Raw genomic sequence first — 17,344 nt, forward strand, 5'->3', positions numbered from 1 at the left:
GAAATGCGTTCCCCTGTAGGAGTGAGCCTGCTCGCGATGGCGCCATTCGCCATACGCAAATTATGCGTCGCGGAACAACCAAGGCTGGCTCACACGGTGCTTGGCTTCAAACGTCGCAATCGCATCACCGTCCTGCAAGGTCAAACCGATATCGTCCAGACCGTTCAACAGGCAATGCTTGCGGAACGCGTCGATCTCGAAGTTGTAAACCTTGCCATCCGGACGGGTCACGGTCTGCGCTTGCAGATCAACCTGCAATTGATAACCAGGCTCGGCCTCGACCTGCTTGAACAACTCATCGACTTCAGCGTCGCTCAAGATGATCGGCAGCAAGCCGTTCTTGAAGCTGTTGTTGAAGAAGATGTCGGCGTAGCTCGGCGCGATGATGCTGCGAAAACCGTATTCTTCCAGCGCCCACGGCGCGTGTTCACGGCTGGAGCCGCAACCGAAGTTCTCGCGGGCCAGCAACACGCTGGCGCCTTGATAACGCTCGGCGTTGAGCACGAAATCCTTGTTCAACGGGCGTTTGGAGTTGTCCTGGTAAGGCTGACCGACATCCAGGTAACGCCACTCGTCGAACAGGTTCGGGCCGAAACCGGTGCGCTTGATCGACTTCAAGAACTGCTTCGGAATGATCTGGTCGGTGTCGACGTTGGCACGATCCAGAGGCGCGACAAGACCAGTGTGCTGGGTAAAAGCTTTCATGCTGCGCTCCTTAAATCAATTCACGAACGTCGATGAAACGACCGTTCACCGCCGCCGCAGCGGCCATGGCCGGGCTCACGAGATGGGTACGGCCACCGGCGCCCTGACGGCCTTCGAAGTTACGGTTGGAGGTCGAGGCGCAATGCTCGCCGGACTCCAAACGGTCCGGGTTCATCGCCAGGCACATCGAGCAACCCGGCTCACGCCATTCGAAACCGGCTTCGAGGAAAATCTTGTCGAGACCTTCGGCCTCAGCCTGGGCTTTCACCAGACCCGAGCCCGGCACCACGATGGCCTGCTTGATGGTCGACGCCACTTTGCGGCCCTTGGCGATCACCGCCGCCGCGCGCAAGTCTTCGATGCGCGAGTTGGTGCAGGAGCCGATGAACACGCGATCCAGCTGAATGTCGGTGATCGCCTGATTGGCGCTCAACCCCATGTATTTCAAGGCGCGGACGATCGAGTCGCGCTTGACCAGATCCATCTCTTGGGCCGGGTCCGGTACGTTCTGGTCAACTGCCAACACCATCTCAGGCGAAGTGCCCCAGCTGACTTGCGGCTTGATCTGCGCGGCGTCGAGTTCAACCACGGTGTCGAACTTTGCGTCGGCGTCGGACACCAGGTCTTTCCAGGCTGCGACGGCCATGTCCCACTGCGCGCCTTTCGGGGCGAATGGACGGCCCTTGACGTACTCGACGGTCTTCTCGTCGGCAGCCACCAGACCCACACGGGCGCCAGCTTCGATGGACATGTTGCAGATGGTCATGCGGCCTTCGACGGACAAGTCGCGGATCGCGCTGCCAGCGAATTCGATGGCATGGCCGTTACCGCCGGCAGTGCCGATCTTGCCGATCACCGCGAGGACGATGTCCTTGGCGGTCACGCCGAACGGCAACTGGCCTTCGACGCGCACCAGCATGTTCTTCATTTTCTTGGCGACGAGGCACTGGGTGGCGAGCACATGCTCGACCTCGGAGGTGCCGATACCGTGCGCCAGCGCGCCGAAGGCGCCGTGGGTCGAGGTATGCGAGTCGCCACAGACCACGGTCATGCCCGGCAAGGTCGCGCCCTGCTCCGGGCTGATCACGTGGACGATGCCCTGGCGGATGTCGTTCATCTTGAACTCGACGATGCCGTATTCATCACAGTTGTCATCGAGGGTCTGAACCTGCAAACGCGAGACCTGGTCGGCAATCGCGGCGATGCCGCCCTTGCGCTCTGGAGTCGTTGGTACGTTGTGGTCCGGGGTCGCGATGTTGGCATCGATGCGCCAAGGCTTGCGCCCGGCCAGACGCAGGCCTTCGAAGGCTTGCGGCGAGGTCACTTCGTGAATGATGTGACGGTCGATGTAGATCAGCGCCGAGCCATCGTCGCGCTGCTTGACCAAATGCGAATCCCAGAGCTTGTCGTAGAGCGTTTTGCCGGCCATCAGACGGTTCCTCATCAGCTTGTTTCTATGCCCTGGGCTTCTCAATAACCCTTTGGCTTGTGAGGCCGATCCTATGGGGTTAGATTAAATAACTCAAATTCATATTTTTTATGCTTTGGATAACCAACTGGAATACGACCCATGGACCTGGCCAACCTCAATGCTTTTATCGCCATCGCCGAGACCGGCAGCTTCTCTGGCGCCGGTGAGCGACTGCACCTGACGCAACCGGCGATCAGCAAACGCATCGCCGGGCTGGAGCAACAGTTGAAGGTGCGGCTGTTCGATCGACTGGGCCGTGAAGTCGGTCTGACCGAGGCTGGCCGCGCTCTGCTGCCCCGGGCTTATCAGATTCTCAACGTGCTGGACGACACTCGCCGCGCCCTGACCAACCTGACCGGCGAAGTCAGCGGCCGCCTGACCCTGGCCACCAGTCACCACATCGGCCTGCACCGATTGCCGCCGCTATTAAGGGCGTTCACCCGCCGTTACCCACAGGTGGCGCTGGATATTCAGTTCCTCGATTCGGAAGTGGCCTACGAGGAAATCCTCCACGGTCGCGCCGAACTGGCGGTGATCACCCTGGCGCCAGAGCCGCATACCCTGGTCAAAGCCACGCCGGTGTGGGATGACCCGCTGGATTTCGTGGTGGCGCCAGAGCATTCACTGATCAGCAACGGTGCGGTCAATCTGGCGGATATTGCCGGTCATCCGGCGGTTTTTCCCGGAGGCAACACCTTCACTCACCATATTGTCCAACGCCTATTCGAGGCCCAGGGGCTGACGCCGAACATCGCCATGAGCACCAACTACCTGGAAACCATCAAAATGATGGTCTCCATCGGTCTGGCATGGAGTGTGCTGCCGCGTACCATGCTCGATGAACAGGTGGCGCGCATACCTTTGCCGGGCATACAACTGAGTCGCCAGCTAGGCTATATCGTGCACACCGAACGGACGCTGTCGAATGCAGCAAGGGCTTTCATGGCCTTGCTGGATGCGCAAATCGATCTGCCAGGGACTCCAGGCTAACTTGTGCTACTCCTATAGAGCCGCCGCCCCTGTGCCTAACGCCACCACCAGCTCAAGGCCCGTTAACAATGCCGAAATCTGTTGACCGAATTCCGCCGATGCCGCGTATTCAGGCCATTGATCCGCGACGTTCCGAGCAGAGCTGGGAGAGTGCGCCGCAATTGCTCGCCGCGCTCAACGGCGCCCGGCTCGGCGCCTGGTATTGGGACATCGAACGCGGGCAGATCAGCTGGTCACGGGGCACCCAGGCGCTGTTCGGCTTCGATCCACGTCAACCGTTGCCCCGGGATCTGGAATATCTCGACCTGCTGCCGCCCGAAGACCGGGCGAAAACCGTTCGCGCCTTCCACGCGGTGATTGCCGGCGCGCCACTGGAACAGGCGATGCATCACCGCATCCGCTGGCCCGACGGCAGCCTGCACTGGCTGGAAATCAGCGGCAGCCTGCTGCCGGACAAACACGGCCGCCCCCGAATGATCGGGGTGATTCGCGAAATCACCCACCAGCGCCAACGCGAACAGGCCCTCAGCAGCTCCGAGAAACGTTTCGCCACACTCTTTCATCTCTGCCCGAACATGGTGCTGCTAACCCGCCAGGAAGACGGCCTGATTACCGAGGCCAACCAGCATTTCGAAAGCCTGTTCGGCTGGCCGGTGCAGAGCGCCATTGGCCGCACCACCCTGGAACTGGGCTTGTGGGTGCACCCGGAGCAACGCGCCGAACTGGTGAAAAAGACCAAGGCCAAAGGCGAACTGATCAGCATGGAAGTGCAGTTTCGCGCCAGCAACGGGCAGATTCATGACGGCATCCTCAGCGCACAGAAGGTCGAACTCGAAGGCCAGCCTTACCTGCTCAGCACCTTTCTCGACACCACTGAACGCAAAGCCGCCGAACACGCCTTGAAAGACAGCCAGGAACGCCTCGATCTGGCGCTGGACTCGGCGCAGCTTGGCACCTGGGACTGGCATATCCCCAGCGGCATGCTTTACGGCTCGGCGCGGGCCGCACAACTGCACGGGCTGGAGCCGATCCCGTTTCACGAGTCGTTCGAGGAGTTTTTCGAAGGCGTGCCCGGCGAAGAGCGCGACAGCATGCGCGACGCTTACCGCAGCCTGCGTGAAGGCCCGGCGGGCAACTATCAACTGACTTATCGCGTGCAACTGCCGGATGGCAGTTCGCGTTATCTGGAAAGCCGCGCCCGCCTCTACCGCGACGAAAACGGCGCACCACTGCGCATGGCCGGGACGCTGCTGGACATCACCGATCAGGTCGAGCGCGAGCAGCGCCTGGTCGCCTCGGAAGAGAAATTCGCCACGCTGTTCCAGGTCAGCCCCGACCCGATCTGCGTGACCCGTCAGGACAGCGGCGAATTCATCGAAATCAATAACAGCTTCACCCAGACCTTCGGCTGGAGCGCCGCTGATGTGATCGGTCGCACCGCCGAAGACATCGGCCTGTGGGACGCCTCGGCAAAGAGCCTGCAACGTATCGAACGGGTGATCCGCGAACAGGGCCTGAGCAATGTCGCGATCATCGTCCAGCACAAGGACGGCCAGTCGCTGACCTGTGTGATTTCCAGCCGGCAGATCAGCGTCGGCAATCAGCCGTGCATCGTTACCACCCTGCGCGACATTACCCAACAGCAGCGCTCCGAAGCCGCACTCAAGGCCAGCGAAGAGAAATTCGCCAAGGCGTTCCACTCCAGCCCCGATGCGATCACCATCACCGAGCGCGACACCGGGCGCTATCTGGAAGTCAACGACGGCTTCTGTCGCCTCACCGGCTATCGCGCCGAAGAGGTGGTGGGCAAAACCGTGTACCAGATCGGCATCTGGGCCGAGGAAAAACAACGCTCGGCACTGCTCGCCGAACTGCAGATCAAGGGCCGCGTGCATCATCAGGAAATGCTCGGGCGCAACAAGCGTGGCGAGCTGCTGACGGTCGAAGTGTCGATCGAACCGATCACCCTCAACGAAACCGCATGCCTGCTGCTGACCGCCCGGGACGTCAGCCTGCTGAAGAACGCTGAAGCACAGATCCGTCACCTGGCCTATCACGACCCGCTGACCAACTTGCCCAACCGTGCCCTGCTGATGGATCGCCTGAGCCAGCAGATCGCCCTGCTCAAGCGCCACAACCTGCGTGGCGCGCTGCTGTTCCTCGACCTCGACCACTTCAAGCACATCAACGATTCGCTCGGCCACCCGGTCGGCGACACGGTGCTGAAAATCATCACCGCGCGACTCGAAGCCAGCGTGCGCATGGAAGACACCGTCGCGCGCCTGGGTGGCGATGAGTTCGTGGTACTGCTCAGCGGCCTGGAAGGCACACGCAACGAAGTCAGTGTGCAAGTGCGCGAGCTGGCCGACACCATTCGCGAACTGCTGTCGGAACCGATGTTTCTCGACGGCCAGCGCCTGCAAGTGACGCCGAGCATCGGCGTGGCGCTGATTCCCGACCACGGCTCGACCCCGACCGACCTGCTCAAACGCGCCGACATCGCGCTGTACCGGGCCAAGGATTCCGGGCGCAACACCACGCAGATGTACCACAACACCATGCAGAAAGCCGCCAGCGAACGTCTGCGCATGGAGACCGACTTGCGCCTGGCACTGTCGCGCGGTGAATTCAACGTGCACTTCCAGCCGCAGATCGACGCACAGGACAACCGCATCATCGGCGCCGAGGCGCTGGTGCGCTGGAACCACCCGGAACTCGGCGCGCAATCGCCCACCGAGTTCATCAAGGTGCTGGAGGAAAGCGGGCTGATTCTGGAAGTCGGCACCTGGATCCTCGACGAGGCGTGCGAAGCGTTCAAGCAATTGATCGCCTTGAAGCTGATCGACCCGCTCAATTTCAGCCTCTGTGTGAACATCAGCCCACGACAGTTCCGCCAGAACGACTTCGTCGAACGCATCGAACACAGCATGACCAGCCACGGCTTGCCCTGTTCGCTGCTGAAACTGGAGATCACCGAAGGCATCGTCATCCAGAACCTGGAAGACACCATCAGCAAGATGCGCCGCCTGAAAAAACTCGGTGTGAGCTTCGCCATGGACGACTTCGGCACCGGCTACTCGTCACTGACTTACCTCAAGCGCCTGCCAGTGGACACCCTGAAAATCGACCAGTCGTTCATTCGCGACGCGACCACCGACCCCAACGACGCCGAGATCATCCGCGCCATCGTCGCCATGGCCCGCAGCCTGGAACTGGAGGTGATTGCCGAAGGCGTGGAGACACCGGAGCAACTGGCGTTTTTGCAGGGGCTCGGCTGCCATTTGTATCAGGGCTATCTGCACAGTCGGCCGGTGGCACTGGAGGCGTTGAAAACGATGCTGTCGTGACGCGCGCAGCTTGCAACAGAACAATAATTGTCAGGATTTGCGACAACCTGTAGGGTCGCGTTTTTTGCGCTGTTTCGAGATCGATCATGCAGGATGCAACCCTTCCCCGCCCAGCCCTGCTGGGCATTGACCTTGGTACCACCAACAGCCTGATCGCCGTCTGGCAGGACGCACAGGCCCGGTTGATTCCCAACGCCCTCGGCGAGGTTCTCACCCCGTCGGTGGTCAGCCTCGATGACGATGACACGATTCTGGTGGGCAAAGCCGCTCGCGCCCGTCTGACCACGCACCCCGACCGCACAGCCGCTGCCTTCAAGCGCTTCATGGGCAGCGACAAGCAGATCGAACTCGGAAACCGCCACTTCAGTCCGGAAGAATTGTCGGCACTGGTGCTCGGCTCGCTCAAACAGGACGCCGAAGCCTTTCTCGGCCACCCGGTCTCTGAAGCGGTGATTTCGGTGCCGGCGTATTTCAGTGACGAGCAACGCAAACGCACGCTGTTCGCCGCCGAACTGGCCGGCCTCTCCGTCACGCGCCTGATCAACGAACCGACCGCTGCCGCCATGGCCTACGGGCTGCACGAACAAAAGTTCGAACGCACACTGATCTTCGATCTGGGGGGCGGTACGTTCGACGTCACGGTGCTGGAATACGCACTGCCGCTGATCGAAGTGCATGCCTCCACCGGCGACAACTTTCTGGGTGGCGAAGACTTCACCGCTGCGCTGCTGCAGGCGTGCCTGAAAAAATGGCAACTGACCCCGTCAATGATTGACGCCCAAGCCATGGCCAGCCTTGGCGATGCGCTGGAACAGCTCAAGTGCAAACTCGGCGAAGGCACCCAGGCATTGAGCTGGCGCCATGCCGACCGGTCATTTGAATGGTCGCTGGACGAAGCCGCCGCCGTAAGGATCTGGGAGCCACTGCTCGCCCGCCTGCGCGCGCCGATCGAACAGGCTCTGCGCGATGCACGCCTGAAACCACGGGATCTCGACAGCCTGGTACTGGTGGGTGGCGCCACGCGGATGCCGGCCGTACAACAAATGGTCGCCACCCTGTTCGGACGTCTGCCCTATCGGCATCTCGACCCGGACACCATCGTTGCACTCGGCGCGGCCACACAAGCCGCGTGCAAGGCGCGCGATGGTGCGGTGGAAGAGTTGATCCTGACCGATGTCTGCCCTTATACACTGGGTATTGCGACCATCCGCGGCGAAGACATCAAAGGTGCTTTTTCGCCGATCATCGAACGCAATACCATCATCCCGACGTCACGGGTGGAGCGCTATCACACCACCCAACCCCGTCAGGAACAGATCCGTATTGCGGTCTATCAGGGTGAACGGCCGTGGGTACGCGACAACATCCTGATTGATGCTTTCGATGTTGACTTGACGCCCTGCGATCACATTCAGGAACTGGATGTGCGTTTCAGTTATGACATCAATGGGTTGCTCGAAGTCGACGTCACCTTGCTCGAGACCGGCGATCGGCATAGCCACAGTATCGACCGCAGTCCTACAGGGCTGAATGAGCAGGCACGCCGGGACAGCCATAACCGGCTGTCCACATTGAAGGTCCATCCGCGTGATGCATTGCCCAACCGCACCTTGCTCGCTCGCCTGGAGCGGGCATGGATGCAGAGCCTCGGAGCGCAACGCGAACGCATTGCCGAATGGCTGCACAGCTTCACCACGATCCTCGGTGGCCAGCAACCATCAGAGATTGCGAGCCACCGCTCAGAGCTCAACAAGGCGCTGGACCAACTGCGCCTTTAGCCGTTGAGTCGACGCAATGCGGCCTGCAGGCCGCCGGACAGCATTTCGCTCCCCCCGTTGTCCGGCGGCACGCCATAGCGGTTGGGCAATTTGTCTCCCGGAAAACCGAACAGCACCAACGGCAAAAATGGCAGGACCGGTGACAGCGCCATGAATATCAGCAATGTGGGAATGCCCCGGCCCATGTCGTGCAACCGGCGCAGAATGGCGCCGAGCAACAACAGAACACCGAGCAACAGGATCAGAATGCCAGCGGCCGTGGTGCCACTGATCAGACCGGCCACCGGTGCGATCACCACACACCCCAGGATCTGAGCGATAAAAGCCTTGCGCCCCAACCGCGATCCCAGGCGCCAGATCGCCCCCGCCGGCACCGGCTGAATATCACTTTTGGCCAGCAGTAAACGTTCCGACCAGGACAGCAAGGCACACAGTGCCAGCCGCAAGCCGACGCTGTTCTGCACGTCATCCTTGGCCTGCTGCAATTGGCGCAGCACTCGCGTTTTCGGCACACCGGCAGCGCCATAACGAATCAGGCCCTTGAGGGCATCGAGCGCTTCATACGCCAGCAGTTTGTCGACGCCAAAATCCGTCAGCACCTTGCGCGGTGGCCACACCGGCTCGCCCTTGATCAAGCCGTCGCGAAAACCTTCGAACCAGTCATCCTCACAACTGACTGCCGCGATCGATTGCAGCAAGGCACGATGCTGCTCGGCGCTCAGGCTCGGGTCGTGATAGAGCACGCCCCAGAACATCAACAAGCCCAGCAGATCGTCACCGCAGGCATCCCGATCGCTTTCGACGCAGGTGTAAAGCAAGGTATTGGCAGGCAATCTGGCGCTGTCGAGAGCCTGCTGTACGCTGAACAATTGCTGCACCAACAAACCATGAACCGGATCATCGCCTTGCAGCCATCCCAATAAACCGTCGCAATTGCCTTGCTCACGTTGCAGGCGTTGCAACAGTGGCTGCAACCGAGCCAAAGGATGAGCAGGATTGAACGCCAGGCGCTCCAGGCACTGCGCATCAATCAATTGCAACCAGCGTTCGGGCTGCTCCAGCAACGCCAGCAAAAACAAGGTCTGGGCGTACCACTCCCAGGTGGCCTGCCCCAGTCCGACCGGCGGCAACTCGATTGCGCGACGGCTCAACTGGAGCAGCAAATCGAGTCCGGACAAGTCACAGTCGTCTTTGACGGCACTCAGCTTGAACGCTTCGGCCAATCGCTCCAGCGCAGCGTCGTTGTAGGGCCGCAAGCGTTGCAGCCAGACACGACAGACCTTGTGTGGCTCGCCTTTTGTCAGCACCTCGGGCAATGGCCGCGCGCTTGAATCCGCGCTGCAGAAAGCGTCCATTGCCTGCGCAATCGGTGCCCTGCTCAACCAGCGCAGATGTTGACTGGCCTGATATTTGAACCCGCTCAATACCAGGCTTTCGAGCGCATCGACTGGCAGGGGCGCATCCAGAACCTGCTGCAGCAATGCCGAGTCACCTCGATGCAGCGCCCAGGCGTGGCGGTACAGTTGCAGCAATCGGCTGTCGGCATTTTCGCCCAACAGTTGCGCGAGCAATGGGAGTTCATCGCCCGTCATGCGCCAATCGACAAAACTCCGGGCCAGACTCTCAAGCTGCAACCGTCCGACACCCAGCCAACGGTTCAGCGTCTCGGGGCGTTGTGACGGACTGCCATATACCTGGCATTCATCCCCGAGATCCTCTGACCAGTCAGCGCAGTCCTGCAGACGATCGAATGCCTGAATCAGCAGCGGTAGAAAGGTCGGCTGTCGCTTGGCACACAATTCCAGCAGGCGGCTTTCAGCCATCGGATGACGATGTTCGTTCCACAGCCGGATCCAGCAAGGCAATGCCTGATCGTCCCGCCCCAACAAGCTGTTCTGACACGCCAACAGGTACAGCCAGTCCACATCATCCGGTGCTGCAAGTTGCTGTTCGATACAGCTCTGCAAAAATGTCGACACACCGATGCCCGCCTGCGTGAACTGCACCAGCAGACGCTTGATGAACGCGGCATCATCCGGCAACGGCAAGCAAGTGTGCTGACTGGCGAAGTCGGCAAACTCATGGAGTGGGCGCTGGGTGAAAATGAAGTCGAGACTACGGGCGTACCACAGCGATTCAGTCTGCGCAGCCTCTGACCAGGTGCCCATCAGATCCGTGTCGAACGGGTCAGGCGTTTCGATTCGCTGCAGAAAGGCTTCCACCCGATGGGCGTCATCGAACTCCAGATCCAGCAACTGTTGATCCCAGGCCATACGCCTGGCCAACAGGTTCGCGCAACGGTAGGACAACGGACCGGTATCGGCCATCCGGTGGTAGAGCCCCCAGCCGAGTTCATCGAGCACATCCAGCGACAGCTCATCCAGTGCCTCGACAAATGTCTGCCATGCCGCGAAATTGAAACGTCGCACGGGATCGTCCAGCAGTTCGCAGAAATCCACGAACGCCTGCGGGACCTCGACGACCTTCTGCTCTGAGGCTTCGAACTCAGGCTCGAGTTGTTCCTCCTCGTCTTCACGCGCCAGTCGCAGGGCGTTTTCGTAGGCCATGCGCAGCGCCTGAAAGCCTTCCGGATCGGTCTCCGGGTGATGCGACGGCAAGCGTGCGCGGTAAGCATTGCGAATCAGGCTTTCGTCAGTCGTAGGCTCGATGCCCAATCGGATCCAGCAACTCATGACCAGTCGAACTCCTTGAGCGATGCCGGACGTGGCGGCAGATCAATTTCCATGTACCAAGGCAAATCGGCGAGAAAGTGCGGAATGTTCTGCGCAAGACCACGGGTGATCCGCAGGTTATGGGCGCTGTTGCCTTGTCGGTCCAACTCGCCAGCCAACTCGTCATCGCTGGTGCTCAGGCAGCACCAAAAGGTCCGCCCCACCACAAAACCATTGAAATAAGCCATCCAGCTGCCGTAGTGAAATTGCGCCCTGATGGCCAAGCGACTGTGCAGCCAGTTGCTCTCGACCAGATCGATCCACTGATTGCGCACCGCGCATCGCAGGAGAAAGCCCATCCGCCCATAATCCCAGGACAAAATCCCCCCGGGACCGCAACTGCCAAACGTGCGGCTGGCGAATTCATGCAGAACACGTTGGCGAGGGCTCAAGTCGTCGAGCAAGGCCTGCCATTCACTCGGCAGACAACGCTGCCACGCCAGATAGGCCGCGCTGAGATGCTTGGCGTGGCCGTCATCGGTCATCCGTTCGAGCATGTCGAACAATTCCCGCCGATCATCGATCCCCCAGCTGTCTTTCAGATCGATGTAGTGGTCGTCGCAGAACGCGGGGTCGTCGTACCCGGCGCCGGTATTGAGCGCAGCCATTGGTGCAGAAAGGGCGCACAGCCAGCGCTGTTGAATATCGTCCATGAAAAAGGCTCCGGGCCGACCGCCAAGGAGTGGGGTCGGCAAAACTGCGGCGGATTGTAGAGAAAGCGCTGTCAGGGGCAAAGCCGAACAGCGCTTTTCTTGCGCCCACAAAAAAGGCCCCGACGTATCGGGGCCTTTCTTCAGCGGCTCAGCGCCTGTTCAGGCATTTTGTTTCTGCAGGTGAATCAGTGTTGCAGAGCCGGCTTCTGCACCCCGTTGATCGGGATACGCTTGGCTTTCGCTTCTTCCGGGATCACCCGCAACAGGTCGATGCTCAGCAGACCGTTGCTCAGATCGGCGGCCTTGATCTCGATGTGATCGGCCAGACGGAAGGACAGCTTGAAAGCACGCTGGGCAATGCCCTGATGCAGGAAGGTCACGCCTTCGTTGGCATCACGCTTGCCGCCACTGATGGTCAGCACACCCTTCTCGACTTGCAGCTCCAGGTCTTCTTCCTGGAAACCGGCTGCCGCCACGACGATACGGTATTGATCGTCACCGTGTTTTTCCACGTTGTAGGGTGGGTAGGTGCTGCCTGGCTCGTTGCGCAGGGCGGTTTCGAACAGGTCATTGAAGCGGTCGAAACCTACCTAGGAACGGAACAGTGGCGCGAGGGAAAATGCAGTACTCATGGTTCAAATCTCCTGAAAGCAATCAGCAAGGTTTTGTGTCTCCGCGACCCGAATTCGGCATCGCGTAACCCTTAGATAGGGACCGCTGAAATGATTTCAAGAGAGTATTTGCAGATTTTTTCAGGCCGCTTCGGCAACCGGCAAGCCCAGCAAACGCGAGACCTGATCCGGTTCTGTCTCGCGGCGCAGCACGGTAAACAGCTCGGTGGCTTCGGGATAATTGCGCGTCAGCATCGCCAGCCATTGCTTCAAACGACCCGGCGATTGCCGCGCAGTCATCTGTGCCTTGGCCTGCAGCCAGAAGTCCTGGATCAGCGGCAACAGCTCGGCCCAGGTCATCTCGACCACTTCTTCACCGGCGCGCGCGGCAGCGATCTGTTTGGCCAGATCGGGGCGTGACACCAGGCCGCGACCGAGCATGATGTCTTCCACGCCGCTGATCTCGCGGCAACGCCGCCAGTCCTCGACGCTCCAGATGTCGCCGTTGGCAAACACCGGCACCTTGACCACGTCCTGCACCCGTGGAATCCATTCCCAGTGCGCCGGCGGCTTGTAGCCATCGACCTTGGTCCGGGCATGAACCACGATGTGTTCGGCGCCGCCCTCGGCCAGCGCAGTGGCGCAGACCAGCGAGCCGTCCGGGCTGTCGAAGCCCAGGCGCATCTTCGCGGTGACCGGGATGTGCGCCGGCACAGCGCGGCGCACGTGCTCGACGATGGAGTTGAGCAGCTCCGGCTCCTTGAGCAGCACGGCCCCGCCCCGGGACTTGTTGACGGTTTTGGCCGGGCAGCCGAAGTTCAGGTCGATCACTTCGGAGCCGAGCTCGCAGGCCAGCGCAGCGTTTTCCGCCAGGCACACCGGATCGGAACCCAACAATTGCACGCGCAGCGGCACGCCGGAACGGGTGCGGGCGCCGTTGAGCAGCTCCGGGCCGAACTTGTGGAAGTAGGCCGGGGTGAGCAACTGGTCGTTGATCCGAATGAATTCGGTCACGCACCAGTCGATGCCGCCAACGCGGGTCAGCACGTCGCGCAGGATGTCGTCGACCAACCCCTCCATGGGCGCCAGGGCAATTTGCATGGGGAAAACACTACTCAAGGAAAAAACGTGCGGCAGTTTACTGGATATCGCAAGAAATCGCAGATCCCTGTGGGAGCGGGCTTGCTCGCGAAGGCGGTGGATCAGCTAAATGAATGCTGACTGACACGACGCCTTCGCGAGCAAGCCCGCTCCCACATTTAGATATTCGCTGACTCGAGAGACTGGATGGCAGGGCCATAACCTTCGATGAACTCCGCCGGCATGCGCTTGGGCTTGCCAGTGGACAGCTCGATGCAGACGAAGGTGGTCTGGGCGCGCAACAGGGTGGTGTTGTCGCTGGGCCGAATCAGCTGGAAATGTCGGGTCATTTTCAGGCGCTGATCCCAATCGACGATCCAGGTCGCCAGTTGCAGCTCATCACCTTCGTAGGCGGCCGCCAGATAATCGATTTCGTGACGCACCACGGCCATCGCCCGATCCAGGCGCCGGTACTCGACCAGATCCAGCCCCAGCCGCTGCGAGTGGCGCCAGGCACAGCGTTCGAGCCAGGTCACGTACACAGCGTTGTTCGCGTGGCCCAGCCCGTCGATGTCCTCGGCGCCTACTTGCAGATCAATGGTGAACGGCGTTGCCCGATCCCAGCCCATGCCCCACTCCCGGTCAGATTATTTCAACCGGGGCAGTGTAACGGATGCTCAGGCCGATTGCCGCGCCTGAAGGCTGCGCCCCGCCAACAGTGATAACACGCCATCAACCACCCGAGGGTCGGCCAGCACGCGCTGGTGGCCGCCACTTTCCAGGCGCAGCAGTCGGCTGTCGAACCAGGACTCGTGGATCAGTTGCGACTCCTTGACCGAGACGAAGCTGTCGTCCTCGGCATGCACGATCAGACCGGGCATATCCAGTTGATAGTGGGCGACATCCAGCGTGGCGGCACGCATGCCGACATCCCGCTCGACCTGCCGGATGAAAGCGGAACGCGCCCTCGGCGGCATGCCGACGTAGCGGGCAAAACCACGCAGCACGCCGAGAATTCGCGCGGGAGCGGCGATGCTGACGAGGGTTTCGGTGCGCAAGCCCAGTTGCACCGCAAGCATGGCGCTGGCGCCGCCCATGGAGTGACCGATGACCGCTTGCAGCGGCGGCAACTCGGCAGCGGCTTCGAGCATCGCCCGAGCAAACAGCACGACATTGGCTTCACGCCCCGGCGACCGACCATGGGCCGGGCCATCGAGCGCGACCACGGTATAGCCGGCCTCGACCAGTGCAGTGATCAGTGCCGCAAACTGGGTGGGCCGGCCTTCCCAACCGTGCATCAACAGCACCGCAGGCCCCTGCCCCCAGCGCAGCGCCGACAGGCCGAAGCGCAAGGTGATTCGCTCGGAGCTCGCCAACAGCGGCAGCTCCCAATCGCGCAGCGGCAGCGAGCGCGGCGTCATGAACGCCAGACGCATTTTGCTCGCCACCAGTTTCGGTGCAAACCAGCCCAAGGTGCCATTAACGCCGCGAACCCACTTCAACGTGCTCATCGCTCTCTCCTCAGGCTGCAGCCTTCAGGTCAACGCACCGCCGACTTGGCAGCACGCAGCAATCGATCGGATAAATCGCCCGGGCCCAGCGCTCTTGCCAGCGCCAGACCACCCACCATCAAGGCCACATCGGCCAACGCTTTATCGGTGTCCTCGGGGCTGGACGCCAACTGCGCAATCATCAGTTCCAGGTGTTCGCTCAGCGCGATGCGGAACGACTCCGGCAAGCGCCCCAGCTCGCCGATGGAAGCCGGAATCGGGCACGCCGCGTCGCTGGAATCACGGTGCTTGCGCGACAGATAGAACGCAGCGACCAAGGCGCGACGCTCTTCGCCGGTGAGCTCGGAGTCCATGTCGGCAATCAGATCGCGTCGACGGCCGAGCAGTTGCTTGAACGCCTCCAGCATCATCGCGTCCTTGCTTTCGAAGTGCGCATAGAAACCACCGACGGTCAGGCCGGCGGCGCCCATCACTTCGCCCACGCTTGGATCTGCCGGGCCACGCTGGATCAGTGCGGCGCTGGCAGCCTTGAGGATGCGTTCGCGGGTTTGAGCTTTTTTATCGTTCATCGTTGCCTCCGAATATTACGACTAGAATATTATTCGCATAATAATATTCTGCAAGTCGAGGATATGACCGCTGGTCTGAAGCACAGTGTAAGGAAAAAGGGGAATTGGCCAAACGCCAGACAAACAAAAGGGCCATTCAATAATTGAATGACCCTTATAAATCCCGCAGAGCGGGTAATCGTGGCGTCCCCTAGGGGACTCGAACCCCTGTTACCGCCGTGAAAGGGCGGTGTCCTAGGCCACTAGACGAAGGGGACGCAAAACCCTTCTACAACTGATCAGTGCTGAGTGCTGATCGCTTCAAGGCCGGTGTGGCCAGACCTCGAAGTGTAAATTGGTGGAGCTAAGCGGGATCGAACCGCTGACCTCCTGCATGCCATGCAGGCGCTCTCCCAGCTGAGCTATAGCCCCGGATTTTTCGCCTCGCGGCGGAGTGACATCTTGCAACATCACTTCTGTAAAACTGGCGTCCCCTAGGGGACTCGAACCCCTGTTACCGCCGTGAAAGGGCGGTGTCCTAGGCCACTAGACGAAGGGGACACGCTACAACATTCACTCCCCACTGCGCTCCGCTGTGTGCTTTACGCTGCAAGTGGCGCGCATTCTATGGATGGATTGAGAGGTCGTCAACCCCCTGATATAAATTTATTTAAATCAATGACTTCGATCTGCTTTACAGGAGCAATCGGGGTTTTCCGTCGCCCGACGATTGACGCCTATATTCCGCCACTCGCCAAGACGTTATAGTCCACAACACAGTGATGGCAATCTGCACATCAAGCGCCAGCATTCATATAAGCAGCATGCGGCCGATACAGATTGCACCTGCCGATCCAACTCGTCGAGCGGCGCTAGGCGCATAAATGCCCAGCCACTACACTCGCATGTGAACCCTATAAAGAGGTCTTACCGGTGACACCACTCATGATCACCCTGCTTGTCATAGCCGGGATCGCAATTCTGATCGCCATTGGCTACATGAACCATGTGGTGGAAAACAACAAACTGGAGAAGGCCCGCACCAAAATCGAACTCAACGACCGCTTGCGCCGCTGCGGCGAACTGACCGAGACCTTTCCCGGCCAGTTCATGACGCCTGCGCTCAAGCTGCTGCTGACCCGTCTGGAACTGAACGTCTGCCAGCGCCTGCTGAACCTGGAAAAAACCAGCCCCACCACCAAGGCACGCATCACCGAACTGAGCGCACTGGTAGCCCAAGGCCAATCGATACCGGTCAACAACCCGCCGGCACCGATCCTCACCGAAGCCAAAGCCAAGGACGTACGCTTCCTGCTCGAAGCCCTGCACGGCCAGATCACCCGCGCCGCCCATGACGGCTTCCTGCCACCGAACGAAGCCAAACAGTGGATCAAGGAAGTCCGCCATATTCTGGTGCTGCTGCACATCGAGTTCTTTAACAACCTCGGCCAACAATCCCTGCAACAAAACCAACCGGGCCAGGCCCGCCTTGCGTTCGAACGCGGTGTGCAATACCTGCGCAAACAGCAGGATCCCAAGATGTATTCGGAACAGCTGCAATATCTGGAAAAACTCCTGGCCCGCGCCAACGCCCAGGTCATGGACAAGATTGCACCGGTCGAAGGCGAAGTGAACCAATTGACCGAAGGCCTCAAGGAAGTCGAAGCCGATGCGGACTGGAAAAAGAAAGTGATCTACGACTGATGGTCGATAGGTAGAGAGAAGCCACCGGAGAGGTGGCTTTTTTGTTGGTGGTTGGCTCCCACAGCAAGGCATCGGGTGCATTCAGTCAGAAATTGATCGGCTGTCAGGCCGTCTTCGCGAGCAGGCTCGCTCCCACAATTGGATCGGGTGTAGTCGGTTAGACTCTGGTCGGCTCGTAGGCCGCCATCGCGAGCAGGCTCACTCCTACAATGGG

At 60.4% G+C, this 17,344-nt stretch carries 12 protein-coding genes, 3 tRNA genes and 1 pseudogene; 4 read left to right on the forward strand and 12 right to left on the reverse strand.

Annotated features, from left to right (window positions below):
• Positions 1–60 precede the first annotated feature (60 nt).
• Together leuD and leuC are read right to left on the reverse strand one after the other, a co-directional pair.
• Entirely contained in the window at positions 61–705 is a 645-nt protein-coding gene (gene leuD / locus PseAD21_RS27785) for a 3-isopropylmalate dehydratase small subunit (RefSeq protein ID WP_038363635.1), read from the reverse strand.
• 10 nt (positions 706–715) lie between these two features.
• Positions 716–2,134 (reverse strand): 3-isopropylmalate dehydratase large subunit, encoded by a 1,419-nt coding sequence (gene leuC, locus PseAD21_RS27790; RefSeq protein WP_102358933.1) that lies wholly within the window; start codon positions 2,132–2,134, stop codon positions 716–718.
• 141 nt (positions 2,135–2,275) lie between these two features.
• On the opposite strand from leuC, the gene PseAD21_RS27795 reads away from it, so the two are divergent.
• The 3 genes from PseAD21_RS27795 (at position 2,276) to PseAD21_RS27805 (ending at position 8,291) form a co-directional block, all read left to right on the forward strand.
• On the forward strand, positions 2,276–3,166 hold the full coding sequence (locus PseAD21_RS27795; RefSeq protein WP_102358934.1) for a LysR family transcriptional regulator: 891 nt from the start codon (positions 2,276–2,278) through the stop codon (positions 3,164–3,166).
• 68 nt (positions 3,167–3,234) lie between these two features.
• Positions 3,235–6,513 carry a PAS domain S-box protein gene (locus PseAD21_RS27800; protein WP_102358935.1) on the forward strand — a complete coding sequence of 1,093 codons (3,279 nt, stop codon included), beginning with the start codon at positions 3,235–3,237 and terminating at the stop codon, positions 6,511–6,513.
• Between the two features lie 86 nt (positions 6,514–6,599).
• Positions 6,600–8,291, forward strand: a complete 1,692-nt coding sequence (locus PseAD21_RS27805; RefSeq protein WP_102358936.1) for a molecular chaperone HscC — start codon at positions 6,600–6,602, stop codon at positions 8,289–8,291.
• Here PseAD21_RS27805 and PseAD21_RS27810 read toward each other — a convergent pair.
• From PseAD21_RS27810 to PseAD21_RS27855, 10 genes and pseudogenes are all read right to left on the reverse strand, one after another.
• A complete protein-coding gene (locus PseAD21_RS27810; RefSeq protein WP_102358937.1) occupies positions 8,288–10,984 on the reverse strand; it encodes a DUF805 domain-containing protein in 2,697 nt (898 codons plus the stop codon). The two genes, PseAD21_RS27805 and PseAD21_RS27810, sit on opposite strands and share 4 nt — an antisense overlap.
• Entirely contained in the window at positions 10,981–11,676 is a 696-nt protein-coding gene (locus tag PseAD21_RS27815) for a DUF1266 domain-containing protein (RefSeq protein ID WP_102358938.1), read from the reverse strand. Before PseAD21_RS27815 ends, PseAD21_RS27810 begins: the two co-directional genes overlap by 4 nt.
• A gap of 185 nt (positions 11,677–11,861) precedes the next feature.
• Positions 11,862–12,308, reverse strand: a pseudogene (locus PseAD21_RS27820) (Hsp20 family protein).
• Between the two features lie 120 nt (positions 12,309–12,428).
• The gene (locus PseAD21_RS27825) at positions 12,429–13,388 is read right to left on the reverse strand and encodes a tRNA-dihydrouridine synthase (protein WP_102358939.1); all 960 of its coding nucleotides are present in this window, start codon (positions 13,386–13,388) and stop codon (positions 12,429–12,431) included.
• A gap of 158 nt (positions 13,389–13,546) precedes the next feature.
• Positions 13,547–13,996 (reverse strand): thioesterase family protein, encoded by a 450-nt coding sequence (locus PseAD21_RS27830; protein WP_025111177.1) that lies wholly within the window; start codon positions 13,994–13,996, stop codon positions 13,547–13,549.
• 48 nt (positions 13,997–14,044) lie between these two features.
• On the reverse strand, positions 14,045–14,878 hold the full coding sequence (locus tag PseAD21_RS27835; protein ID WP_102358940.1) for an alpha/beta fold hydrolase: 834 nt from the start codon (positions 14,876–14,878) through the stop codon (positions 14,045–14,047).
• Between the two features lie 29 nt (positions 14,879–14,907).
• Positions 14,908–15,447 (reverse strand): TetR/AcrR family transcriptional regulator, encoded by a 540-nt coding sequence (locus PseAD21_RS27840; protein ID WP_102358941.1) that lies wholly within the window; start codon positions 15,445–15,447, stop codon positions 14,908–14,910.
• Between the two features lie 181 nt (positions 15,448–15,628).
• Positions 15,629–15,704, reverse strand: a tRNA-Glu gene (locus PseAD21_RS27845).
• 78 nt (positions 15,705–15,782) lie between these two features.
• Positions 15,783–15,858: transfer RNA gene (locus PseAD21_RS27850), tRNA-Ala, on the reverse strand.
• A 53-nt stretch (positions 15,859–15,911) separates the two neighbouring features.
• Positions 15,912–15,987 (reverse strand) — tRNA-Glu (locus PseAD21_RS27855).
• A gap of 384 nt (positions 15,988–16,371) precedes the next feature.
• Here PseAD21_RS27855 and PseAD21_RS27860 point away from each other — a divergent pair.
• Complete coding sequence (locus PseAD21_RS27860) at positions 16,372–17,130, forward strand: hypothetical protein (RefSeq protein WP_178082179.1); 759 nt, start codon at positions 16,372–16,374, stop codon at positions 17,128–17,130.
• Positions 17,131–17,344 lie beyond the last annotated feature (214 nt).

This window comes from Pseudomonas sp. AD21 (genome assembly GCF_002878485.1).
GTDB lineage: Bacteria > Pseudomonadota > Gammaproteobacteria > Pseudomonadales > Pseudomonadaceae > Aquipseudomonas.